The sequence below is a fragment of the Paenibacillus sp. Y660 genome, assembly GCF_057221575.1.
Genome location: NZ_JBXBBJ010000004.1, coordinates 228,236 through 251,185, shown reverse-complemented (window position 1 = coordinate 251,185; position 22,950 = coordinate 228,236). Strand labels below are relative to the sequence as shown.

Below are 22,950 nucleotides of genomic sequence, written 5' to 3'. Positions count from 1 at the left end.
TCACCAGCTTTAGACAAATTAAGACGTTTATTTAAATGCGTACCGGCAAGCAGTTGACCGATAAGAATGAGCCCGGCACGCGAAGTAAGATAATCATTGGAAGATTCCAGTGTAAATTTAGCCTTCATTGGAGTTCACCTCATAGGTGTATTTTGAAAACAGCAACAAACGAGCTGTTATCTCTATTTTACTCCATAATACTCTTTCAATCTATGAAAATCAGATATTTATATCACGGATTCAGGTAATATTCTTAATACATTGAATCTTAATCAGAAGGTAAAAGATCTACTAAGTAAAATTCAATAATTGTAAATTTATAATTAGACTCAATGCTCCTACAGATTGAGTCTAATTATATTAAGTTTATAATTTACTATCTTCCTCAGACAAAGTGAGGTATATGGGATATATTCGAACAAGAGACTTAGACGCCTTTACTAAGGAAGCATTCATGGGGATAGAGTCTGAAAAGCAGTTGCTAAATCGAAATGGTAAAATAGTATAACTAAGGGAGACGATAAAGATGTTCGTGCATTTCTTCAGTATTTCTTTGGGTTTACTTGTAGTATTTTATGTATTCACGCTATTTATGAGTATGCGCGTTGATAAACACAACTTTACCGAACCATTATCAGAGCAATATCAGAAAGAGCCAAGTTGACTGCCGAAGCACTAGATTTCGATTAAGCCTCGGTAGCCGCGGCGGCTCTCTTCCGCCTATGCGGCTGGTATATTTATGAGAATCTTACCTATCACATGTTCTTTTGTAAAGGTGCGCAGGGCTTGCCTACATATTCAAAGCTTCCATTGAAACCAGCGTCCATGACCATCTGCTTCCGCTATCGTTTCCTTGTATTCCTTGCCAGCGGCTTCTTTGCCTTTTATAAACGGGGTACATCTATGCACAACGCCTAACTTCATTCGTCTGTACAAGCTTGCTTTGGAGGATCGGAATAATTTCATGCTCATGCTCCACGCACAAACGTCTGAAATCAGCGAATGTTGTCTCCGGTTCACGCGGATCGTTAACGATGCTGGCATAATACGCTTTCAACTCATCGTTATGACCCTTCAATAGCAAGTAATGAACCGCGATCAGAAACAGAGTAAGTCTATTCATTAGACCTATTTCCCTCTTTTGCTCGGTTTTCAAATAATTAAATCTACTATTTAAATCTATTTTTTCCGATTGCCCTTGAAACTCTCGCTTTTGCCCGATTATGCGAACATTAACTATAAAAACTAGACTTATTTCATTTTAAAAACTGATATTTATATCAATAAGTCTAAAAACTAGATCTATGCCTCTCATTACCAGCGATGAATAAGACTGACGAAGCTAACCAGACATCTGCTGATTAACGATCGTAATCATCTGCTCCCGCGTTTCACTTAAACGTCCCTTCGCGTTCGACGTATCAGCTGGCTCTACCCATGCAAAACCATCCGATTCATAGCGCGGAAAAATATGCATGTGATAATGGTTCAAATCATTGAATATACCGCCATTTTGAATAACCGAAATCCCATCAGGCTGAAACTGCGACTTCAGTACCCTCGCCAGCATAGCAGATGTCTTCATAATTTCAAATGCGGTTATTTCGTCCAAGTCCAAGTAACCAGCTCGTTCTCATAAACGATATGCGTTTCCAATCTTTTATTTGCAAGTTTACACCCTAAGCACAGCTGGTCCTCCATCTCCATCTCCATCTCCATCTCCATCTCCATCTCCTTCTCCATCTCCTTCTCTCCTTCTTGCATGCACTCTATTTCCCTAAAAATCCGCCTTCGGATTTTATCACTTGCCCCGTTATCCACTGTGATTCATCGCTCGCTAGGAAGCTGACCGCTCTCGCTGCATCCTCCGGCAATCCGATTCGTCCCATCGGAAACATAGGCAGAAAACCTGCTTTCATCTCATCATCCATCCAGCCTGAATCGGTCGGCCCTGGATCAAATCCATTAACGGTAATTTGGAGCGGCGCCAAGCCTACGGAGAGCGGCTCAATCAATCCGATCAGAGCACCCTTCGTTGCGATGTATGCCAAGTTATCCGGATCAGGCCCTTTTGAAACCATAAAAATAATTCTTCCTGCCGTCCCTTTGGCATGGTTTTTCTCGAATCTTTTTGCAAATTCTGTGCTAAGCAAGATTGGGCCGCGATTGTTCACGACATAATGCTGATCCAGTACATCAATATCTAGACTGCGAAAATTTGTTGGTACGCAATAGGTGGCATTGTTGATCAAAATCGAAGCGCTGCCGAGCGACCTTTCGACTTGCTCCATAATTAGAACAGGCGTCTCGGGATTTGCAAAATCAGCCTCCATATGGCTTGCTCTTACGCCTAATCTTTCCAATTCATGGCGCAGCTGCTCCGGCCAATCCTTCTCCCCGCCATTGCCTTCCGTTTCATCAAAAGCATGATAGTGCGTAAAAAAGATATCTGCTCCCAATCGTGCTAGAGAACGGCATATCGCTGTTCCAATTCCCGATGATCGGCTAGCCCCTGTAACGATCGCTATTTTATTTTTCAATGAGATCAATTGCTGCTCCCTCCAGATGTTAACCACTTGATTTATATGTTCATATCCCTATATTTTCTACGCTGTACCATCCTTAACCTTCAGCGCGTCATCCGCGGTGAGTGGACAGGCAGGAATCGGAGCCAGCTTTGACAAAACGGTACTGGAAAACCAAATAGATGTGCTGAGAACTAACTATCCGAACCTGAAAATTGAAATTCTCGAGTAGCGTCCTCTTCAAAACAGCGAGCGCAAGCGAATCGTTGCAACCTTTTTCTCGGACTGCCCGTCTATAAGGAAAGTTTTCAAATTTATGGGAAAATGAGGAGAATCATTCATGCAAAAAAAATTAATATCTCGAACCGTTCTTGCCGCTTCCGTCCTGGTTATTGCTCTCCAAACAGGGCTGACAGCAAACAACAGTGGAATTAACCAAGTCCATGCAGAGAAATCTGTCTTATCCTTCGGTGGAGGACAGCCAGAGATTCAGTCACCATATGTTCAGCCAGCTTGGTCCGCAAAGGTCGATACTTGGGAGATTTACTCTAATTCGTATTTTACAGTGACAGGCGAGGGCAAAGTTTTCTCATTAAGCGGCAAGAGGCTGATCGCTTTGAACGCTCAAACAGGCAAGACCGTTTGGACTTACGGAGATAATCTGCTGCCTATTGTTGTTTATCAGGAGGGAACTGTTTTCGGAGCGGCAAATGACGGGAGCATCTATGCCCTCTCTGCATCAAACGGGAAACGAAAGTGGCTGTCGAGTGTCAAGCTGCCGAGTCCGGACGCTATCGAGATTGTAGGCGATACGCTGTATATTCTGAAAGGAAAGGATATGTATGCCTTTAATCCGAAGACGGGAAAACAGCTTTGGAAAAACACCGAGCCGCAATCCGATCACGGCCACGCGGGGCTCATCGATGCGGGAGATGTCGTATTCCGCACCTTTACCGTTCAAGGCGCACTTACCTCTGTTCAACTTAACGCCATCGATAAGAAAACAGGAAATAAGCTTTGGGGTATGTTTCGCCAAGGCACACCGCTCAAGATCGAAGGCGGGGTGGTCTATTCCGTAAAAGATAATTATAGTCCGATAGTTGAAGGAACCGAACGCAGCGTTACGGTGTCCGTGATCAATCTCAAAACAGGTGAATTAAAAGGAAGCCGCGTTTATCGTTGGAGCGTACAGGAAGGGCCCGGCGTTGAATATCAGACCGGCGGACCGTGCTATTTGGATGGAAATGATTTTTATGTCCATCAGAACGGTATAATTGCGAGGTATGATTTTACAAATTACAAGCCTGACGGCAAACCTGTTCGGACCTATAATGAGCCCGCCTCAAATTCGTATGGATACCCTGCTCAAAAAGTTCACCGCGACCGCATTTTGTTCGCTGGCTCCGGGAATGGTGCGCTTGCTGGCATTAAGACAGCCAACGGACAGCATGTGAGCTGGGCAGGGGACAACCCTGCCTCTATGACGGACATCTATGGAAAGGGTGTCTATCTAGCCCAAACAGACGGTATCCTGCACGCGATCGATTTTGATTCAGGCAAGCCGCTGTTTCGGGTGAAAACGGGCGCTCGCAATTATGGACCGACGCTCAAGGAAGGCAGCTCGCTTATCATACAAACGAACGGAAAGCTGACAGGCGTGCTATTGCCCGCGGCATTGAAGTAGTCGAATAATCACAAAAGACCTGCCTCGATTTCTATCTGCCTCCTCAATGACATTCATTGGGGAGCACTTGCGAGTGTGATGCTTTGGCGCGGTGGCTATGCTGTGGTTGCGGACTCAGAAGAAACAATCGGGAGAGCGATACTATGATGCGATACTGTGATGTGATACTGTGATGCGATGCTGTGATGTGATACTGTGTTGCGTGACTATGCTGTGGTAGCGGACTCAGAATACGTTATTTGCATGATCGAACGCGATATATTCGTAATACCGGACACAGAATCTCTTATTTGATGAAATTCAATAGAAAATAGTATGTTTAAGGACAAATAGCGGATCCTGAGTCCGCAGAACTCTCCAAATGGCACATTCATCTGAAATAGCGGATCTGTAGTCCGTACTAATGAAATAGCGAAGCGGCACTGTGGTCCGTACTAAACATATATGAATGAACTTAACTCAGCACCACGTTCACCCCTCATACAAAAACCTGTTTACTCAAAGAACACGCTTGAATATTCAACAACTCCGGAAACATGATTAAGCGTATTTTCTTGCAGCTCTAATGCCATAAAGGCTTCATCGCTTACTTCGAAAGGCGCTTTTATTCCCCATAAGGATGCTTTTTTAAACCCAAATTTGACTTGTGATCATCCAATCGTTCTTTTCTAATCATAATGTTCATATTTATCTCCTTCGCAGCTCCTACAGCTTATCCATAAAAGCTAACACATGCTCTTTAACCTGCTTTTTCTCATCGTCATTCAGTTCATATGATCGAAAACGCTCTATGTTTTCATCAGGAATCAAAATAGTGGAAGGCTCTTGCAGCTCTTTTTCCCGGTTGTCTCCATCTTCAACCTCAGTGACATGCGTTCTGCCTGCTTTAGAATGCTGGATTACCGTGTTAATATAGTTTCCTTCTTTATCGTAAAAGTCCTCAATCATTTTAATTTCAGATCTGATAAAATTTTTGCCTTCTACTATAAGAGAAATGGAATTCACCTTCTTAAAGCCAGTTCGTTCATGAATCCCCTCTTCATTTTCCTCCATGATTTCTATGGCAAAAGCCTCTACATGCTCGACTTTTACGGCATCGCTGCAAGCACTTAACAGAACAAATATAGCAGAGATCATAATCATTTTCATGGCTAAAGCTAACCTATCTAATCCTCTGTTTAAATTCAAAACCCCACTCCTTACGTCAAAAAAATGTCCAAACCAACTCTCCGATTACCTTCACGGCATCAGCAAGCTAAAAGTCGGATTATCCGCCTCTTCTCCGCTACAGCGGGCTAGCCTATACTCCGTTCCTTCGGCTGTTTTATTCGTTTCAATAGCGCTGCAGAAAGAGACTGGCTTAATCGGGCTTCCAAATGTATCATGCGTATTATCAAATGTATATTCAATCGTTGTCCCATCGAATATTAAATCTTGAAAAATTGGACTGCCTTCAAGCGTATACGAGGTGACTGAAACAACATCCGCTGTACCTTCTTTCACGTTGTTTACGAATTGTTTCCACTTGCTTGCGTTGCTCCATTTGTCATGGAGGTTCACGACATCACCATTTTTCTCTGCCAGATCGGAACTGTAGTACTGCTCCATAATCATTTTCTTTAGCTTTTCCGTCGCGGAGGCTGTTAGCCGATAACCAGTCCCGGTATCGCTTACTTCGGTATACATGCCGGTCTCTGACTTCGGATGCAGCCACAGATGCAAGGAGCGCTGCGAGCCGCCATTATCAATGACCATATCGTAATCTGGTTTAGCTATATTGAGAACACCTCCTATTTTCTCCGCCGTCTTAATCGCATCTTCAAATGCTTGTACATCCTCTGATTGTTTAAAAATACTATAGACCGCTGCATTCACTTTACCGAATTGCTGCGATCTGCTTACCGTTACCTGCTTGGCATCAAGCCTTTCACCAGCATTTGGTTCCATCGTACTCACAGGATTGCTTCCCGATGCAGGAAGCGGCTTCTCCGATTTTGACGTACAGCCCACAGCAGCCGTCAAACATACAATCAATATTAAAGCAGTGCTCACTCTTGCCTTAAACATCCCATCACCTCATCATTACAAACGTTTACAAATCTGTGAAAGTTGCAGGATGCCTACGACAAACAGCCCTCTACCGTCATATGGTAAAGGGCTGTTAAAGTTTTAATAGATCATGCGGCCAAATTCATCAGCAATACCGGACTTTCGGTAAAAATACGTATTAATAATATCGCGCCACTGCTTGGCATGCTTAGCCTGCTCGGACAATCGATTAGCGATATGAACAAACCTTGCTTCATCCATTTTACCGGCTAAACCCGCCCACTCCTGCTGCATCCGTTCCGCTTCCTCGGCACCCCAAAAGTGAGTATCGTAGATGTGCTGAATAACCGTCCTTCCAGAATGAAGCTGATGAGTATAGGGTACATGATGAAAAAAGAGCAGCAGCTCGTCCGGACAGGTTTCAACGCGATCATACAGCGAACGATTCGGTTCTTCATACTGCGATGTATATCCCGTTCCGCTCTCCTGTGTCCGGTCAACGCCGATACCGTCCCGGTCCGCAAAATGATAGGTTCCCCATCTTGAATACTCGTAGCCGTCTACATCAGGTCCATAATGATGGTTAGGCGCTACCATCCAGCCGACGCCAAGCGGTGCGGTGTACCCTTCATAGATCGGCCACGATTCCATCAGCATCCGATTAATGTTTGATACAACGAGTTGGTCGCTTCCGAACGTTGCGATCGTCCACTCGGTAGAAATCTCCTCGGCCGTTAGATTCGGATTCCAGACGAGCCGGCCATATCCGTAAAGGTTAGCCTGCGCGAGAATATGACCTGTCCAGCTCTCCTCATTCCCGATATTCGAAACCGCAGCAACCCCGCTATACTTCATACCGTATATCGTTCCATCGACAATTCGTTTCACTTCAGTCCCCGAGCCTTCCGCATAGGTATCAAAATCGAGTACCTGCTTCCATTGCGGCACCAAGTAGCACAAATGCTTCTGCTGCCCGGTATACTCTTGGGTAATTTGAAACTCCATCATCTGATTCGTTTTTTTCATCGCGCCAAGCAAGGGGGATACAGGCTCTCGAACCTGAAAGTCCATCGGTCCATTCTTAATCTGCAGCAGCACATTGCTTCGAAAACGCCCATCCAGCGGTTTAAAATGGTCGAATGCCGAACGCGCACGATCCGTCTTCCGATCACGCCAATCCTGCATGCAGTCATAAACGAAGCAGCGCCAAATGACGATCCCATCATAAACTGCAAGCGAGTCAGCAAGCATATTCGCCCCATCCGCATGGTCACGTCCATAAGCGAACGGCCCTGGCCGATGCTCAGAGTCTGCCTTGACGACAAAACCGCCAAAGTCAGGAATCAACAAATAGATCCGCTCAGCCGTTTCCTTCCACCAGCCTTGCACAGCCGCATCAAGCGGATCTGCTGTCGCCAAGCCTCCGATCTGCAAAGGTGCTGCAAAATTAACGCTCAGAAACAGCCTAATCCCGTATTCGCGGAAAATGTCCGCAATGCCTGCTACAGACGGCAGCAGCTCATCGGTAATGAATCTCGTCTCGATCTCATGGACATTCACATTGTTAATGGAGATGGCATTAAGTCCGACTGATGCGAGCAATCGCGCGTAATCCCTTATTCGCTGCAAATCGGTTGTAATGCTCCCATTTTGATAAAAAATAGAACGTCCAGCGTACCCTCTCTCAATCGAACCGTCGGCATTATCCCACTGATTGATCATTCGCAGCTGATTTCTTGGAGACTCTTCCGCATTCAGCTCCTCAAAAGGCTTGCCTGCGCTTATGAGACGCAGCAGATGGTAGACGCCGTACAAAACCCCAACGGCCGAGCCGCCGGTAAGCGTCAAATAGCCATGATTAGCGCCGGCGCCTTGCCCATACTGGAGCTTAAATCCCTCTTTCCCCAGCCGCCATTCCTCTAACCTCTCCACATCCGAATCCACTACAATTTGAAGGAAACCTCCGGCATCAGGCTTCTTCTTAATGGCTGGCGTTATGCCAATGCAAGCTTGGATGCCATTGCGAAGCTCCTTTATTGCCGTATCCAATACGCCGGACGGTTCACCGTCATAGACAAGCTGTCCAACTATAGCTGAATACTCAGCTTTCAGCTGTTCATCCTCAAGCGGCGAATCATTCAGCCAAGCCTTATACGCATGACTATTCATTAAACATAGTGCCTCCTTTTAAGCTGCACTAGCAGTCTTAGCTGTCCCTAGTTGTTTTAGCTTTTTTAAGACTGCGAGGTCTACTTGATGACACGCCAGAACGAGCCTTTTGGCTGATGGCTCTCATTAAACAGCAGCGGCCAGTTTTTCCGTCCACGAACAGGAAAGTCGCTCAGCCACGTATAATCATCCGCTGCACCCCAGAAGGTGACGGCATCAATATGATTCTTATACTCCTCCAGCAAATGAAATACCGTTTCATATCGCCGCTCCTGCAGCTCCAGCATCTCATCAGTCGGGCTGACTACATCCGTACGCAAATCATCATGCCGGAACATCGATATATCAAGCTCTGTTAGTTGCAATCTTAGGCCAAGTGACGCAAATTTCTCGATGGCTGCCCTGATCTCATCTAAGCCTGGACTATACAGGCTCCAATGCGCTTGAAGGCCGACACCATGCACCGGCACCCCCTGCTCGAGCAGGCTTTTGACCAACTGGTAAATTTTATCGCGCTTCAGCGGGTTTGACTCGTTATAATCATTGTAGAAAAGCTGTGCTTTCGGGTCCGCTTCATGAGCGAATTCGAACGCTTTAGCAATAAATTCCGGTCCCGCAATATCCAGCCACTTGGAAGGACGCAGCAGGTCTGAGCCCTCGTCCGTAATGACTTCATTGACAACATCCCAAGCGTAGATGTCCTCTTTGTACCGCGTCACAACCGTATCAATATGTGATTTCAAACGAGCGAACAGCTTTTCACGGCTAACGGGGCTGCCGTCCGCTTCTTGAAATAACCAATCCGACGTCTGATTATGCCAAACGAGCGTATGCCCTCTCAATTTCTTGCCATTCTCTCTTGCGAAAGCTGCGATTTTGTCCGCCGCTTCAAACGTATACGTATCCTCCGCTGGATGCACGCTCACAAATTTCATTTCATTCTCTGCGGTCAGGCTGTTGAAATGCTTCGCAATTAAATCACCAGCCTGAATAATTGTACGCGGATTAACCGCTGCTCCTATATCAAATGAGCCGCTAAATGCTTCATACAGCTTTGGAAAGTTACCGTTGGTACTGTTGTTACCGTCTGCCATTCTACTCATGACTCTTCCCCCTATTCGATTAACCCTTCACGCCGCCTACCGTCATACCTTTTACAAAATATTTCTGCAAGAACGGATACACCATAATGATCGGCAAGGATGCCACAATGGTCATCGTAGCGCGGATCGCGAACGGCGTCACCGTATTGGCTCCCGAGTTGCTCGCATTGGCGAACGCATCGCCGGCGGTCTTCGTCGTCAAGGACGCGTTCGAGTTTTGCAAAATTTTCTGAAGCTCGTATTGCAGCGTGCTGAGCTCGATATTCGATGAGTTGTACAGGAATACGTCAAACCATTGATTCCATTGATAGACAGCCGAGAATAGAGCAACGGTTGCAAGGACGGGAACGCATAGCGGCAGCACGATGCTGTAAAACATTTTAAAATCGCCGGCTCCGTCAATTCTTGCTGATTCCAAAATACTCTCCGGCAGTCCTTCGATAAAGGAACGAATGATGATCAAGTTAAATACGCCGATCAAACCTGGGAAAATATAAACCCAAAAATTGCTCAGCAGCCCTAAGTCGCGGATTAAGAGAAAGTTCGGAATGAGTCCGCCATTAAAATACATCGTCAAAATGAACGCAATCGTAACGAACTTCCGGAGTACATACTCCTGCCTAGTAATCGTATAGGCGACCATCGCTGAGCAAAAAACGGTAGCAATCGTTCCGATCACGGTACGAAGAATCGAGATCAGCGTTGCATGAAAAATCGTTGATTCCTTCAATACATAAGCATAGTTGTCTAAGGTCCATATCCTTGGCAGCAAATAAATGCCGCCCTTAATCGAATCGGTCGCGTTGTTGAGCGAAACGGCGGCCGTGTTCAAGAAAGGATATAAGGTTACGATCATGAGCAAGGTGAGAAAAATATAATTGCATATGTCAAAAATAAGATCGCCGCGTGACGAGCGAACTCGGCTGGACTTGTTGGACAAAGCCTCTGCTGCCATATTATCCACGTTGTACCCCTCCTTCTAAAACAGTCTGGACTCGCCCATTCGCTTCGCAAGATTGTTCGCAGCGAACAATAAAATAAAGCTGATGATCGTTTTGAACATGCCCGCCGCAATGGAGAGCGAGTAGTTGCCCTGCGCGATGCCGTATTTCAGAACAAATATGTCAAGGTTTTCCGAATAGTCGACGTTCATCCCGTTGCCCAGCAAATACTGCGGCTCGAAACCCGACTCCAGCAAATACCCGATATTCATAATCAGCAATACGATAATAACCGGCTTGATGCCCGGCAGCGTAACATACCACATCCGTTTAATACGGCCTGCTCCGTCCATCTCCGCCGCTTCATATTGCGCGGGGTCAATCATCGTCATTGCCGCCAAATAGACAATCGTATTCCAGCCTACATCTTTCCACACCGAGCTTGCTCCAAAAATGCCCCAGAAATATTCCGGGATACCGAGAAATAAAATTTCCTCGCCCTTCTCGACAAAGCCGCCCCAAAGCAGCAGTTGATTAATGATGCCATCAGGCGATAACGTCGTCTGAATAATACTCGCCGCAACAACCCATGAGATAAAATGCGGCAAATAGCTTACCGTCTGAACCACCCGTTTAAAGGCAACCTTGCGCACCTCATTTAGAAGCAAGGCGAGCGTAATCGCCGTAACGAAGCCAAGAATCAGGTTGATGCCGCTCATCGCAAGCGTATTTCTTAAGACGCGAATGAACCGTTCATCCTGAAATAAAAACTGAAAATGGTCAAACCCGACCCATTTCTGCTCGCTAAAGCTTTTGGCAGGCTTGTAATCTTGGAAGGCGATCGTCCACCCCCATAGAGGCATGTATTTAAAAATAAACAACCATGCTAGAAACGGTACGGACATGAGCACAAGCACACGCTGCTCGACCAGCTTTTTGGCAAAATACTTCAGTCCTGTCGGCTTCTTTGGCAACACCAGCTTTGACGTCGACATTGTTGGTTTACTGTCCATCTTATCTCTCTCCTTCCGGACTGAATCGGGCTGTAAAGGGGAAAGGCCGGCGAACGATTGCTTTCATCCGGCCTTTCGCCACAACCTGGATAACGATTATTTTGCTGCTTCGATCAGCTTCTTCACTTCTTCTGTCGTCCATTTCTCGTAAGCTGCCGTATCGAGCTTGCCGAAAGCGTCCGTATACTCCGCCCATACCTTGTCAAATTCAGCTGGTTTCGAGAGGACAAGCTTAGGGAAATATTTTTTCGTAATTTCATCTTTTTTCGTTTCCCAAATTTGCTGCTCGGAGCCTTGCTCCTTCGGAATGCCCCATGAAGGGTACCATGGACGGCTGTCTGGCGCGGCGAACATTTCGGAATAGGTTTTCACGCCGTATTTGCCCAAAATTTCTTTGTCCGCATCCGTCAGGCTCATTTGGAACACTTCAGGCTGCATACCAGGAGCAACGGAGTTGCCGTCTGGAAGAGATGAGCCATTGCCGTATAGCGGCCAGTTCCATGAATAATACTTGAAGCCGAATTTCTCGTTAAACGCTTCGTCGATCTTCGCGATTTGCTCAGCCGTACGATACATCCGTCCCTTGTCGTCCACTTCGTACGTTTCGCCCTTAATGCCCCATTTTTGAAGAACTTGGTTCTCGTCCGTCAATAGATTATCCAAATATTGAATAATGCGGGCAGGGTCCTTCGCGCTAACGGTAATGCCCATGCCACGGTTTTTGACGAAGCCCGGAGGGTCCAGGTACTGATCCTTCTGTCCATCAAACGTAACGGGCAGCGGGAAATAAACAAAATCGTCTTGTGTCGGGTCTTGCTTAGCGGCGTCCTTAAGCGCATTTTGCGCATTCGTGAACTGCCAGCCATAATCGAAGAAGCCGACTACTTTATGAGAGGTCAATTTCGCCAAATACTGATCGTAGTTGTCCACGAAGGACGCTTTATCGAACAAGCCTTCCGCATTGATTTCATTCAATTTTTGCAGCCAGCGCTTTGTATTGTCATCCGCTGCATACGTCTTCGCGTCGAAAGTCGTCATATCGACGATGACATTGCCGTCGTTCGGATAGCCAGCCAAATGGTTCGGCGGGTTGGAGGTTGCAAAGAATCTCCAGTCATGCGTCAAGGAAACGATACCCGTCAGCTCTTCATCCTTATGCTTCTCTACGAAATTTTTAATTAATTCCATATACTCATCAAGCGTCTTGATCTTTGGATAGCCCGCTTCCTTGAGCACGCGGCGCTGTACCCAGAAGGCGCCTTGATTGATATTCGGATCCGGAATATACTCGCCAACCGTATTCGAGAACGGTAGGAAGTAAATTTTACCGTCTGCCGCTTTCATTTGATTGAAGTATGGACCGTATACACGCTTAATGTTCGGGCCGTATTGCTCAATGAGCTCATCGAGCGCAATGAAGGCTCCGGCATCAAGAATTTTGTCGATTGCAGCATCCGGGATCATGACATCCGGATAAGCATTGGATGCGATCATCGTTCCGACCTTCGTATTCAAATCGCCTACCAAATGCTCGATTTTAAAGTTAACGCCCGTTTGATCCTCAAGCCGTTTACCGATCGTCGTCTCGTTTGTGTTCGTATCCTTGGCTGCCGCAACGCCGTTGAAATAAGAGAAAGTCACCTTTTCAACCGGCTTCTCTGCTTCGCCCTCCGCCGTAGCGTTTGGACTGCTCGCGCCGTCTGACGGCTTTGCTTCTCCGCCGCTGTTATTATTCGAGCACGCAGCAGTGAAAATCATGAAGGCAGCCAAACAAACAAATAGCAATTTCTTTGTCACTTTTTTTCTAGCCCCTTTCAAGTCCAAATATATTTTGTAAGCACTTTCATTATAGGCAAAATTAAAAACTTTGTTTACCCGATAAACTATAGTTCGTGCTTTAAAAAGCATATACGTTCTTCATTTAACGGCATGCATCAACGTTCAATCGGAACGACAACTTGAATAAACGTCCCTTGTCCAGGCGAGCTCTTAATTAATAGCTGAAAGCGATCGCCATAGATCAGCTTCAAGCGGTAGATGACGTTCTGAACGCCAATTCTCTCTCCAAGCTCCTCGTCGCTCTCCAAATAGCCGTAAAATTTCTTCACCTTCTCTTCGTCCATTCCAATTCCGTTATCGTTGATCGAAAAGATCAGCATATCCTCCTCGCGCTCAACCTGCACTACAATTCTGCCTCCGTTTCTCAGCGGCTCAATGCCGTGAATGCTCGCATTTTCAACAAAGGGCAAAAACATCATTTTCGGCACCATACAATCTCTTGCAGAAGGCGCAATATGAATGTGATAATTCATGCGATCCTCGAATCGGTACTTCTGAATTTCCAGGAAACACACAATAAACTCCATTTCCTCGCTAACCATGACACGGTCCTTGCCCCAGGTCAGCGACGTCCGGAATATTTTGGCCATATTATGAATGATCTTAGCCGTCTCCGTCTCGTCCTTGATCAAGCTTCGCATCCGAATCGTCTCAAGCGCATTAAATAGGAAATGAGGGTTGATCTGGCTTTGCAGCGCGTTGAGCTGGGCTTTCCTTCGTTCGAGCTCTAGAGATTTTTTCTGAATATCCGCGATATACACATCGTCGATCAAGCTTTTCACTTGGATCGTCATCCGATTGAATTCACTCGTTAATTGTCCGATTTCATCTAATGATTCGCCCTGCTTGATCGTATCGAAGTGCTGATTTTTCACTTTTTTCATATGCCGCAAAATACGGACAAGCCTCTCATTCAAGGAGCGCGTTATCCATAAAATAATGAGCGTCGGGATGAAAATATTTAGGCATGCCAAAACGAAAACAAATTCCCGTGATTGACGTACGTCCTTAAGTACCTCTTCCTCCGAAATCGTCCCTATAATGCGCCAGTTTTCCAAATAGCTTACATAGGTATTCCCCGTATCAAAGGTGATCGAATCCGCAGGAAACTTAAGTGCTTCATAAGCAACCGCTTCTTTTCTCCAATCTACCGCTGGGTTCGTCGTATATTCAATAAGCCCTTTATCATCCACTAAATAAATGTTGCCCTGCAGGTTTTGATTGCGGAAAATCTGTTCGATGGTGCTCGTCTTTAAATCAATTTTCAAAAACTTTTGCCATTTATTTTTGGATTCAAAATAGTCCATTTCCCGAATGATGCTGAAGGTATCCTCAACGACCTCCTCTCCGTGTTTCAAAAACCGGTCCTCTTGCTGTGTTCGGATAAAAACAGGGTAAGCATTGTTTCTTTCTTTAAGCAGCTTGAACCAATCCGTCTGCTTCACTTCGTTCGATAAATAACCGATGCCGCCGGAATGCAGCATGGTCGGATTTTCAACATAAATTTTGATGCTTTGAATCGAGGGATATACGGGGGTGTAGCTATTCAAAATCCTTCGAAAATACGTATCATAGGCCTCAATATAAGCAGCAGGCTCCTGATAGTCGGTTTCCAATATTTGATTCAGATTATAATCGGTATAAAATACAGATGAAATCGTAACGGCATCCTCAACCTCGGACCGGAATTCATTGTTGATCTGCTCGACTGCTCGCGAGATATCCTTCATTCGTTGATTTTTCACATTATTCGTCGTCACATTATAGAAAATAACATTCGTTAATACGATGGGGAGAAACACGGAAAAAAGATATAGGATGAGCATTTTATTCCGAAGGCGAACATTGTTTAAACTCAGGTGCAGCTTCACGCGAATAGTCCCCTTTTCCACTTCAATCGGATCATTTGGATGCTCAAGCTTACAAGAGCTTATTGCGGTATTCGGTTGGCGTCATATGCTCGATCTTCTCGAATTGAGTGACAAAATAGTCGGAGTTGCTGAAGCCCACCTTCTCCGCGATCTCATAGATGCGCATGGTGCTTGATTGACGCAGCAGCTTTTTGGCCTCATTTACCCGAAGCTGCAGCAGAAACTCATTGAAATAGACGCCGTATGTCTTCTTGAACAACTGGCCCAAATAGACGGGATTGACGTAAAATTGGGCGGCAATGCTCTTTAAGCTCATATTTTGCGAATAATTAACCTCGATATAGCTTTTGATTTTTTGAATGCTGCCCTTCTGCTGCTCCCTTCTCAGCTCTGCAATATGCTGCTGGCTCTCCTCGATAAACGCCGTAAACAGCCTCTTCAATTCGCCCAGCGATAAATTGATATCATGCCAGCTGAGCAGCGGCTTGAGCGTCAACAAAGCTTGCTCGTCCCCCTCCATGCTGCGGGTAGTCTTCAGAATCCCCATGATGCATTGCTGGATGTTCATCTTCACAGCCTCTGGAGCGTAACGCTTATCGCGAAAATCGTGAAACCATTTATCGACAATCGTTTTCACAGATTCCAGCTGCAGCTCTTCCATTTGCTCCATAAATCGATTAAACTCAGCCGGATCAAAGCTGATGTAATTCAGCTTCCCCGCTTGTAGCTGATCGGAGATAACGATGCGTTTGTCCTCATTTATGTATTTATATAGTAATGCTTCCTTGGCAGCCTTGTAGGATTCACGAATGTCTGACAGACCTTTAACAGGAGATCCAGCATATAGAAACACCCTTTTTCCCAAATGCACATCCAGCGCCGCTCTAAATGCGAGCAGAAACCGCTCAAGCTCCCCATTGTAAGTGGCCAGCAGAAAGCTGGGCAGCAGAATGCCGATGCGATTGCGATGTTCATGCAAGCAAATGGACGGATCTGCTTCCGTTATCCCCATTAGCTCCTCCTGCACAAGCTCCTTGAATCGGGCATTCGAAATTTTCTCCTCGCGAGGCAGCCAGCTATGGTTGTCATTCAGCTCAGCGAACAAATAATAGAAGCGATCGGAGTTCCTTAGTCTTAAGCGCTGCTCCCATTCTGCAATGGACGTTTCGCTTGCTTCGCCAAGAATAAGCGATTTAATCAGCTCGCCGCCCATCAGCCGGTCGCTTCTCACTTGTTCCTCTTGTTCAAGCCTGAGCTTATTATTCAACTGGCCTAGAATGCCGCTAAATTCAATCTCATCAATAGGCTTCACTACGAAATCATGGACGCCGAAACGCATCGCCTGCTGTGCATAGTTGAAGTCGTTATATCCGCTAATAATGATAAAATAAGGCTTAGCCATATTTTCCTCGGTGACGCATCGAATCAGCTCAAGCCCGTCAATGACAGGCATACGTATGTCCGTAATAACAAGATCAGGCTGAACGCGCTTAATCAGCTCTAGCGCATCCTCGCCGTTATCGGCTTCCCCTACGATTTGAAAACCGCAGGCTTCCCAATCAATCAGCTTCATTAGGCCTTTGCGGGTAAATGATTCGTCATCAACTAGAATCGCACTATGCAAATGCATCATTTTTGCCTCCTATTAGCGATTTAATACACGTGAAAAACGGGATCTACGGGTAAATATTGAACGGGAATATGAGGATACCGCAAGCTGAACCGATCAGAGAGCAGCTTCATGCCAGGCTGCTCGCTTTCCGAGTGCCCGAGAACGATAAGAGCATTGCGTTTGCCGATAAACACGGCATCTCTCACATATTCCGGCGTTTCCCACTCCGGACCCTCGCCATAAAGAATCACATCTACATGATGATTGGCGAACAAAGGAATCGCGTTTTGCCCTGCTCCTCTGTAGCCAACAAGCAGACCGATGCGGCTGCAATTCATAGATAAATCGCCTGTTATGCGAACGTATCGTATACCCAGCTTTTTTTTGATATAGAAGGCGAGCTGTTCCAGCTTCATTGGAGGAATGGCTGCGAGCGCAGCGCTCGGCAAATATTCCGTTACATGCTCTTGCCAATCCAAGGCATGAATAAGCCCCTCCATAATGCCATCGGGCTGAAAGCGGTGCCAATAATCATGGAAACGATAAATAGCCAAACCATTTTCCTCGATAAAACGTTTCTTAGCCGTATAAACAAGATCATCCTCATCCATCGAATCCACCTGATCATGATGGCTGTAAAACATCCCCTCATGCGTAATGATGAAGTTAGCCCCCAGCTTGACTGCCTGTTCAAGCACTTGCTGAGTCGCCATAAACGTTACGGCAATGCCTTTGACTTCCGCTTGGGGATTTCCAAACTTGAGCCCATCTATACGAGCTGCAATAGGTTCAACGGGTGCCGTTAACTCATCCACTACATTCTGAATGCTTATCATCGCTTGTGTCCACTCCTAAGTTTAATTATTTAAATTGTAATTTCAATAAAAAATCTGCACAATGCAAAAAGTATAGTGTCAACCCAATAAACTATAGAATATATCCACAAATAAAGCGACCGCCTCCGGTTTAATTCCGGAAAGCGATCGCCGTATATTCTACTTATATTTATTTTTGAGAATAAAAGGAATTCGCATCTCCTATAATCGTTCCTTCACCCAGACAGCCATTTCGCCTTTGCCTCGATTCGCCCAGGCATAATAAGGAATAAAGGTAAGACTCGCCGGCACAAAGGCAGCATCCGCATTAGAGCGGTATAGCTGCGAGCCCCACTGCTCGAATTGAAGCTTAAGTCCTTCCGCCTTGATCACTTGAATACCTCCAATGAGGTTTTCTACATAGGCAGCTTCAAGCTTAGCATGCTGCGGCAGGTGCAGTTGTCCGAGCTGCGGTCCGTTATCGGCTTCCTCCACGCAATAGACGAGCGGCCCGCGCTGCAGCGCAACTTTACCGGCATTTTGCTTCACCAAAGGATGGCTACTAACGCGTTGAATTGGCATTTCGAGCGTAAGCTCCACAACATCGCCGGATGTCCATTGACGATCGATACGCGCATAACCGTCTACGATTTGATTGGCGATAGGATATATCTCCCCGTTTACGAGCACCGATGCATTCGCGGACCAATCCGGTATACGCAGCGCCAATGCGAACGAAGATGGCTGCTCTAGCGACACCTCGAAGCGTGCCGAGCCTTCCCATGGCATGCTGGATTGCTGATTAAGCTTGATTTTTGTACCGCCTAACGCCAGCTCCATCTCTCCGCCAATATATAAATGCGAATAAATGGTATTCCCTTTCGTAGAGTACATATACTCGCCCAGCGATGCCAGCAAACGGGCAATATTCGGCGGACAGCAAGCGCAGCCGAACCATTCCTGGCGAACGGGCTTCACGTGATTGTAGTTTTTATTTTTGCCGTCGCAGACGTCCGGCGTTACCTCCAGCGGATTCACGTAGAAGAAATGTCTGCCGTCGCGCGACATGCCCGCGATAACCGTATTGTATAAGGCGCGCTCCATCACATCCGCATACCTGCTGTTAGGCTCAAGCTGCAGCATTCTGTGGGCGAAGAAGATCAGGCCAATCGAGGCGCATGTCTCCGAATATACAGTGTCATTAGGCAAATCATAGTCAAAGGAGAACGCCTCGCCTTGAGCCATCGTACCAATTCCGCCTGTAATATACATCTGCTTCGAGGCAATGTTGTCCCACAGCCTGCGGCATGCTTCAATTAATGACTCGTCACCGGTCTCCCGCGCAACATCGGCCATCCCCGCTAGCATGTAGACGACGCGTACGGCGTGTCCGACCGCCGCTTCCTGCTCGCGCACAGGCAAATGGGCTTGAAAATATGCCGGGTCAATTTGGATTTTATTATTGCTCCAATGCGTCGTTCTGCCTCTGCGGTCAGCCTCTGCCTCGAAGAAGCTCGGCTGCTGTCCGCGCTTATCGATAAAGTAGCTGCTGAGCTCCAAATATTTGCAATTGCCAGTCGATTCATAGAGCTTCACCAGCGCAAGCTCGATCTCCTGATGGCCGTCATAGCCGGCAATTTGATCAGGGCCATCGCCAAATACGACAGCGATATTATCCGCAACTCGGCATACGATATCAAGCAGCTTCCGTTTGCCTGTCGCTTTATAGTAAGCAACGCCCGCCTCAATCATATGCCCGGCAGAGTAGAGCTCGTGGCACTCCGTCAGATTGGTCCATTTATTGCCGGGCTCCTTGATTGTATAGAACGTATACAAATATCCGTCAGGCTGCTGTGCCTTGCCGATAATGTCGATCATCTCGTCAGCAACCTGCTCGAGCGCCTCATCCCGCTTCATCTCAAGCAGATAGCCCACCGCCTCAAGCCACTTTGCCACGTCCGTATCTTGGAATACGAAGCCGTAATAATCACCTTTTTCAAGTCCTGCCGCGATCTTAAAGTTGCTAACCGCCCCGCTCCGCTCTGCCCCCTCTACACGGTCGTTTATAGCATCCCACTGATAAGGAACGACCACGTCCCTCACTAAATTAATATAATAATTCCAGAAATCATCCTTTATTTTAACTTGCTTAAGTGATACCGGCTTCGCGTTATCCTTGCTCACCATTTGCCCCATCTTATATCGCACCTCTTCCGTATCTATTAAACTTCATACTGTTAAACTTCATACTGCTAAACTTCATACTGCTGATTTCTATTGTATGGGTTAAAATAAAACATAAATACGAATGGATATAACTTATTTCTTATAAAATTTCACACAAGCTGGGAGGGAGCAAGGATGATGCTGGAAGCAACTGATCATGTCTATTTCGCCGCGCCTCCGCTGCCCTATTATTTGGAGAGCGGCGTTACCGTACACAAACCCGGGGATCAGCATCCGAACCGGAAGCAACTGGGCGTATTTGACCTGCTTATCGTCGAATCCGGCTGTTTATTTATCGGCGAGGAGGATCGGAAATGGAGCTTGACCGAAGGGCAGACGCTTCTGCTGCTTCCAGACCGTCCCCATTATTCAGTGAAGCCAGCGGAGGAGCGGACTGTTTTCTACTGGGTTCACTTTCTGCCCGTAGGTGAGTGGGAGCAGTCAGCGCTCGACCATGCCAGCATTAGCCATGACGCCCATTACAACCGTTTCCTGACTCCCCCCTATTCGCTCCATCTCCAAAAAGCATGGACGCTCCCCTATCCCGAGCAAGCGTATCGCTTGCTGCGAACGCTTAACAAAGCAGGTGGGGAGCGCCAGTCAAGCGCCTTCTGGACGCAGCAGCAGACGTTCGAAGAGCTGCTGCGCATGATGGATTTGCGGCAAAATGAAAGCTATACAAGCCCATCCGTTACGCTAGCGGAGAAGGCAGAGGCATATATTAAAAACAATTACCGTACCGAAGTGACGAGCAAAACGATGGCGGAAGCGCTCAACTTTCACTACAACTATATTACGAGATGCATGAAGCAGGTTTATGGCATGACACCGATCGACTACTTATCGAAGTATCGGCTTGAGCAGGCTAAACTGCTGCTGCTTAAGACGGAATGGCCTATTGCCGAAATCGCTCAATACGTCGGGTTTGAGAACGTCCCTTACTTCTCGAATTGCTTCACCCATCAAATAGGCCTGCCGCCGACTAAGTTTAGAAAACAATATATGAATTAAGATTTCTATAGACTTTATTTTTAGTACCCACACAAAAAAAATGACCCCCCCGAACATTTAGTAATGAACACAATACATACTAACGGAGGGAACAAAATGAAAAAATTTGTAATTTGGGCGGGTGTCATTTCACTCAGTCTTATGGCTTCGACTGTTTTTGCTGCACCTAACGAGCTTAGCAAGGAAACGAAGAAACAAACGCAAAACCAAGAGGAAAACAAAAAGTCTGACAAAGCGGAGAGTAAAGCAGATACAGTAGGCGATTCTGTTTATGGCAATGGCTCGAACGGTCTTGAAAATGCCTATGAACACGTCAAAGATAAACCAGCAGGCGCCAGAATTGCTGAGCTGCTTAAAACGAAATATAATATTAATGTGAATAGTGACAATAGTTTTACCGCAGTGATCACTTCATTGGAGGAGAACGGAAAACTGAAAGCTGCAGTGGATGTACAAGCCGAGCTAGTTTCACAGGATGCTGCTAACGTGGTGGAGTATAAGAAGCTCAGCAAGCTAAAAGTGAAGCTTGGCGATAAAAAAGTGAAGATTTACGTAAATGGCAAAACGCTAAGTTTCGAAGTATCTCCGCTGATGGAGAGCGGTCGAACGCTTGTCCCGTTCCGCGCAATCTCCGAGTCGTTGAACGCTGTAGTGACCTACGATAGCGTATCGAAAACAGTAACCGTAACACGTGACGGTGTCGAGGTTAAACTGATGCTTGGCAGCAAAACGGCTGCGATTAATGGAAAAGCGATCAGTCTTGATGTTGCAGGCAAGGTAAAAAGCAGCAGAGTTCTAGTACCGCTCCGTTTTCTGAGCGAGGCACTGGACACCAATGTAACATGGGATGCGGAAACTTCCAGCGCCATTATCATTGATAAACAGTAATCATTCACCAGCACTTATAGAGATCGGTCAGAGCTTCCTATTATATAGGAAGCTCTTTGCATGGTAGAGAAAGCTATGTTTTTTCAAAGAGTCTAAATATTCGTATTAAGCCATCACTATTTTAGATACATAATGTCCGTTTGAGCCAGTCGTAAGCAAGCCGCCCGCTTATTTCATGCCTGCCTGGAAACACGTCGATTTCGAGCTTATCGGCAGCTCCTTCAGCTTCGTAAATCGCCTGAATTTCAGCTGCCGCTTTCCGAAAGCCTGCCACCGGGAAAATCGGGTCCTGCTCGCCTGATTCGAGAAATAACGGACGAGGAGCAATGAGCCCGATCAGCTCCGGCAGCTCCGCATGAACAAGCAGCCCTGGCGTGTAATTATCGATGCAATGAGGGACGGCGAAGATGCTGTCCTTAACGGTATTCGTGAATCCTGTCAGCACCGCTGCATGTATACGGTTTTCCAGAACGGCGGCAACAAAGCCAATCAAGGCGCCGCCGGAGAAGCCCATAAGACCGATTCGATCCGCGTCAACCTCTGGTCGTGAGGACAAGTACTCGAAAGCCTTTAAAGCTTCGGTTACACGCAAGCCGGTTAGTGTCTTGCCAAGCATCATCAGCTGCGTCGAGAGAGTGAAGCAGGAGCTCGGTGCATCCGGATTACGTGCGAGATCCGCTGACAGCCTGCGCTCGCCGAAGCCGATGACATCTGGTGCAATCACGACCATGCCCCGTTTAACAAGCTGCTCCGCAAAATGCTGATGAATGCCTGGCGCTGCCTCATCAGGCGAGCCATCCTTTAACATTCCGACAATCTCACGGCTGCCATAGCCGTGACCATGCAGCGCCAGCACGCTTGGCATCGGCCCCTTTGCATCATTTGGGATTAGCACATATGCGGCAAAAGTCAGCTCCGGCGTTGCTGACAGCTCCACCCGCTCGCGAATGTACCCGTCGCACTGAACGCGTTCGAGCACCTTTGGGGTGTGTTTTATATTAGGCTCAAAACGACCAATCAGATCACCTAATGTCGCCTTTAGCTTTATTTTCCACTCGTTCTGAACCTCCTGCTTAGATAGATTCTGATGTCGGCTAATCGCTTCGTCATAAAGCTTCTCTAAAAAAGAATCCCCATTCCACATCGTAAATTCTCCTCCTTGGCTGCGTTTTACCGCCCTTTTTTTAACGAAAAGGACTCTATT

The 22,950-nt window shown here is 46.6% G+C and carries 19 protein-coding genes and 1 pseudogene; 3 read left to right on the top strand and 17 right to left on the bottom strand.

The features are described 5' to 3' along the window. Positions 1 to 901 precede the first annotated feature (901 nt). From AC2TDN_RS08105 to AC2TDN_RS08090, 4 genes are all read right to left on the bottom strand, one after another. On the bottom strand, positions 902 to 1,123 hold the full coding sequence (locus tag AC2TDN_RS08105) for a DUF2332 family protein (protein ID WP_484687576.1): 222 nt from the start codon (positions 1,121 to 1,123) through the stop codon (positions 902 to 904). A gap of 219 nt (positions 1,124 to 1,342) precedes the next feature. Continuing rightward, complete coding sequence (locus AC2TDN_RS08100) at positions 1,343 to 1,618, bottom strand: HIT family protein (protein WP_484687575.1); 276 nt, start codon at positions 1,616 to 1,618, stop codon at positions 1,343 to 1,345. Further along, a complete protein-coding gene (locus AC2TDN_RS08095; RefSeq protein ID WP_484687574.1) occupies positions 1,600 to 1,743 on the bottom strand; it encodes a hypothetical protein in 144 nt (47 codons plus the stop codon). The genes AC2TDN_RS08100 and AC2TDN_RS08095 overlap by 19 nt, the downstream gene beginning before the upstream one ends. Before the next feature lie 26 nt (positions 1,744 to 1,769). Continuing rightward, complete coding sequence (locus tag AC2TDN_RS08090) at positions 1,770 to 2,549, bottom strand: SDR family oxidoreductase (protein WP_484687573.1); 780 nt, start codon at positions 2,547 to 2,549, stop codon at positions 1,770 to 1,772. 316 nt (positions 2,550 to 2,865) lie between these two features. On the opposite strand from AC2TDN_RS08090, the gene AC2TDN_RS08085 reads away from it, so the two are divergent. Beyond that, complete coding sequence (locus AC2TDN_RS08085) at positions 2,866 to 4,209, top strand: outer membrane protein assembly factor BamB family protein (RefSeq protein ID WP_484687572.1); 1,344 nt, start codon at positions 2,866 to 2,868, stop codon at positions 4,207 to 4,209. A 494-nt stretch (positions 4,210 to 4,703) separates the two neighbouring features. On the opposite strand, the pseudogene AC2TDN_RS08080 reads toward AC2TDN_RS08085, so the two are convergent. The 12 genes and pseudogenes from AC2TDN_RS08080 to AC2TDN_RS08025 all read right to left on the bottom strand — a co-directional run. After that, positions 4,704 to 4,850: pseudogene (locus AC2TDN_RS08080) on the bottom strand (GNAT family N-acetyltransferase); the annotation flags it as partial. A 64-nt stretch (positions 4,851 to 4,914) separates the two neighbouring features. Continuing rightward, on the bottom strand, positions 4,915 to 5,397 hold the full coding sequence (locus AC2TDN_RS08075) for a hypothetical protein (RefSeq protein WP_484687571.1): 483 nt from the start codon (positions 5,395 to 5,397) through the stop codon (positions 4,915 to 4,917). 51 nt (positions 5,398 to 5,448) lie between these two features. Further along, positions 5,449 to 6,276 (bottom strand): DUF4362 domain-containing protein, encoded by an 828-nt coding sequence (locus tag AC2TDN_RS08070; RefSeq protein ID WP_484687570.1) that lies wholly within the window; start codon positions 6,274 to 6,276, stop codon positions 5,449 to 5,451. A gap of 102 nt (positions 6,277 to 6,378) precedes the next feature. After that, positions 6,379 to 8,427: an alpha-glucuronidase family glycosyl hydrolase gene (locus tag AC2TDN_RS08065; RefSeq protein WP_484687569.1), complete on the bottom strand. Its 2,049-nt coding sequence runs from the start codon at positions 8,425 to 8,427 to the stop codon at positions 6,379 to 6,381. Between the two features lie 80 nt (positions 8,428 to 8,507). Then, entirely contained in the window at positions 8,508 to 9,530 is a 1,023-nt protein-coding gene (locus AC2TDN_RS08060) for an endo-1,4-beta-xylanase (RefSeq protein WP_484687568.1), read from the bottom strand. A 19-nt stretch (positions 9,531 to 9,549) separates the two neighbouring features. Further along, the gene (locus AC2TDN_RS08055; protein ID WP_484687587.1) at positions 9,550 to 10,485 is read right to left on the bottom strand and encodes a carbohydrate ABC transporter permease; all 936 of its coding nucleotides are present in this window, start codon (positions 10,483 to 10,485) and stop codon (positions 9,550 to 9,552) included. A gap of 24 nt (positions 10,486 to 10,509) precedes the next feature. Beyond that, positions 10,510 to 11,484 (bottom strand): ABC transporter permease, encoded by a 975-nt coding sequence (locus AC2TDN_RS08050; RefSeq protein ID WP_484687567.1) that lies wholly within the window; start codon positions 11,482 to 11,484, stop codon positions 10,510 to 10,512. A gap of 96 nt (positions 11,485 to 11,580) precedes the next feature. Further along, complete coding sequence (locus AC2TDN_RS08045) at positions 11,581 to 13,281, bottom strand: type 2 periplasmic-binding domain-containing protein (RefSeq protein WP_484687566.1); 1,701 nt, start codon at positions 13,279 to 13,281, stop codon at positions 11,581 to 11,583. 137 nt (positions 13,282 to 13,418) lie between these two features. After that, positions 13,419 to 15,149, bottom strand: coding sequence for a sensor histidine kinase (locus AC2TDN_RS08040; RefSeq protein WP_484687586.1), 1,731 nt, complete (start codon positions 15,147 to 15,149; stop codon positions 13,419 to 13,421). A gap of 94 nt (positions 15,150 to 15,243) precedes the next feature. Beyond that, positions 15,244 to 16,824, bottom strand: coding sequence for a response regulator (locus AC2TDN_RS08035; RefSeq protein ID WP_484687585.1), 1,581 nt, complete (start codon positions 16,822 to 16,824; stop codon positions 15,244 to 15,246). Between the two features lie 23 nt (positions 16,825 to 16,847). Continuing rightward, positions 16,848 to 17,642: a Nif3-like dinuclear metal center hexameric protein gene (locus tag AC2TDN_RS08030; protein ID WP_484687565.1), complete on the bottom strand. Its 795-nt coding sequence runs from the start codon at positions 17,640 to 17,642 to the stop codon at positions 16,848 to 16,850. A gap of 201 nt (positions 17,643 to 17,843) precedes the next feature. Next, on the bottom strand, positions 17,844 to 19,817 hold the full coding sequence (locus AC2TDN_RS08025) for a glycoside hydrolase family 127 protein (protein WP_484687564.1): 1,974 nt from the start codon (positions 19,815 to 19,817) through the stop codon (positions 17,844 to 17,846). Between the two features lie 165 nt (positions 19,818 to 19,982). Between AC2TDN_RS08025 and AC2TDN_RS08020 the strand changes: the two genes are divergently transcribed. Both AC2TDN_RS08020 and AC2TDN_RS08015 read left to right on the top strand, forming a co-directional pair. After that, positions 19,983 to 20,858 (top strand): helix-turn-helix domain-containing protein, encoded by an 876-nt coding sequence (locus AC2TDN_RS08020; protein WP_484687563.1) that lies wholly within the window; start codon positions 19,983 to 19,985, stop codon positions 20,856 to 20,858. A 96-nt stretch (positions 20,859 to 20,954) separates the two neighbouring features. Then, a complete protein-coding gene (locus AC2TDN_RS08015) occupies positions 20,955 to 21,746 on the top strand; it encodes a copper amine oxidase N-terminal domain-containing protein (protein WP_484687562.1) in 792 nt (263 codons plus the stop codon). A gap of 121 nt (positions 21,747 to 21,867) precedes the next feature. Here the strand turns inward: AC2TDN_RS08015 and AC2TDN_RS08010 are convergent, their stop codons facing one another. Then, the gene (locus AC2TDN_RS08010; RefSeq protein WP_484687561.1) at positions 21,868 to 22,890 is read right to left on the bottom strand and encodes a dienelactone hydrolase family protein; all 1,023 of its coding nucleotides are present in this window, start codon (positions 22,888 to 22,890) and stop codon (positions 21,868 to 21,870) included. Positions 22,891 to 22,950: the final 60 nt, after the last annotated feature.

What these genes read in the sequence shown, in the direction of transcription:
- AC2TDN_RS08040 (WP_484687586.1), bottom strand. Translation starts at nt 15,149, where the DNA reads ATGCTCATCCTATATCTTTTTTCCGTGTTTCTCCCCATCGTATTAACG.
- AC2TDN_RS08050 (WP_484687567.1), bottom strand. Translation starts at nt 11,484, where the DNA reads ATGGACAGTAAACCAACAATGTCGACGTCAAAGCTGGTGTTGCCAAAG.
- AC2TDN_RS08055 (WP_484687587.1), bottom strand. Translation starts at nt 10,485, where the DNA reads ATGGCAGCAGAGGCTTTGTCCAACAAGTCCAGCCGAGTTCGCTCGTCA.
- AC2TDN_RS08070 (WP_484687570.1), bottom strand. Translation starts at nt 6,276, where the DNA reads ATGTTTAAGGCAAGAGTGAGCACTGCTTTAATATTGATTGTATGTTTG.
- AC2TDN_RS08105 (WP_484687576.1), bottom strand. Translation starts at nt 1,123, where the DNA reads ATGAATAGACTTACTCTGTTTCTGATCGCGGTTCATTACTTGCTATTG.
- AC2TDN_RS08085 (WP_484687572.1), top strand. Translation starts at nt 2,866, where the DNA reads ATGCAAAAAAAATTAATATCTCGAACCGTTCTTGCCGCTTCCGTCCTG.
- AC2TDN_RS08025 (WP_484687564.1), bottom strand. Translation starts at nt 19,817, where the DNA reads ATGGGGCAAATGGTGAGCAAGGATAACGCGAAGCCGGTATCACTTAAG.
- AC2TDN_RS08060 (WP_484687568.1), bottom strand. Translation starts at nt 9,530, where the DNA reads ATGAGTAGAATGGCAGACGGTAACAACAGTACCAACGGTAACTTTCCA.
- AC2TDN_RS08015 (WP_484687562.1), top strand. Translation starts at nt 20,955, where the DNA reads ATGAAAAAATTTGTAATTTGGGCGGGTGTCATTTCACTCAGTCTTATG.
- AC2TDN_RS08030 (WP_484687565.1), bottom strand. Translation starts at nt 17,642, where the DNA reads ATGATAAGCATTCAGAATGTAGTGGATGAGTTAACGGCACCCGTTGAA.
- AC2TDN_RS08035 (WP_484687585.1), bottom strand. Translation starts at nt 16,824, where the DNA reads ATGCATTTGCATAGTGCGATTCTAGTTGATGACGAATCATTTACCCGC.
- AC2TDN_RS08010 (WP_484687561.1), bottom strand. Translation starts at nt 22,890, where the DNA reads ATGTGGAATGGGGATTCTTTTTTAGAGAAGCTTTATGACGAAGCGATT.
- AC2TDN_RS08065 (WP_484687569.1), bottom strand. Translation starts at nt 8,427, where the DNA reads ATGAATAGTCATGCGTATAAGGCTTGGCTGAATGATTCGCCGCTTGAG.
- AC2TDN_RS08095 (WP_484687574.1), bottom strand. Translation starts at nt 1,743, where the DNA reads ATGGAGAAGGAGATGGAGATGGAGATGGAGATGGAGATGGAGATGGAG.
- AC2TDN_RS08020 (WP_484687563.1), top strand. Translation starts at nt 19,983, where the DNA reads ATGATGCTGGAAGCAACTGATCATGTCTATTTCGCCGCGCCTCCGCTG.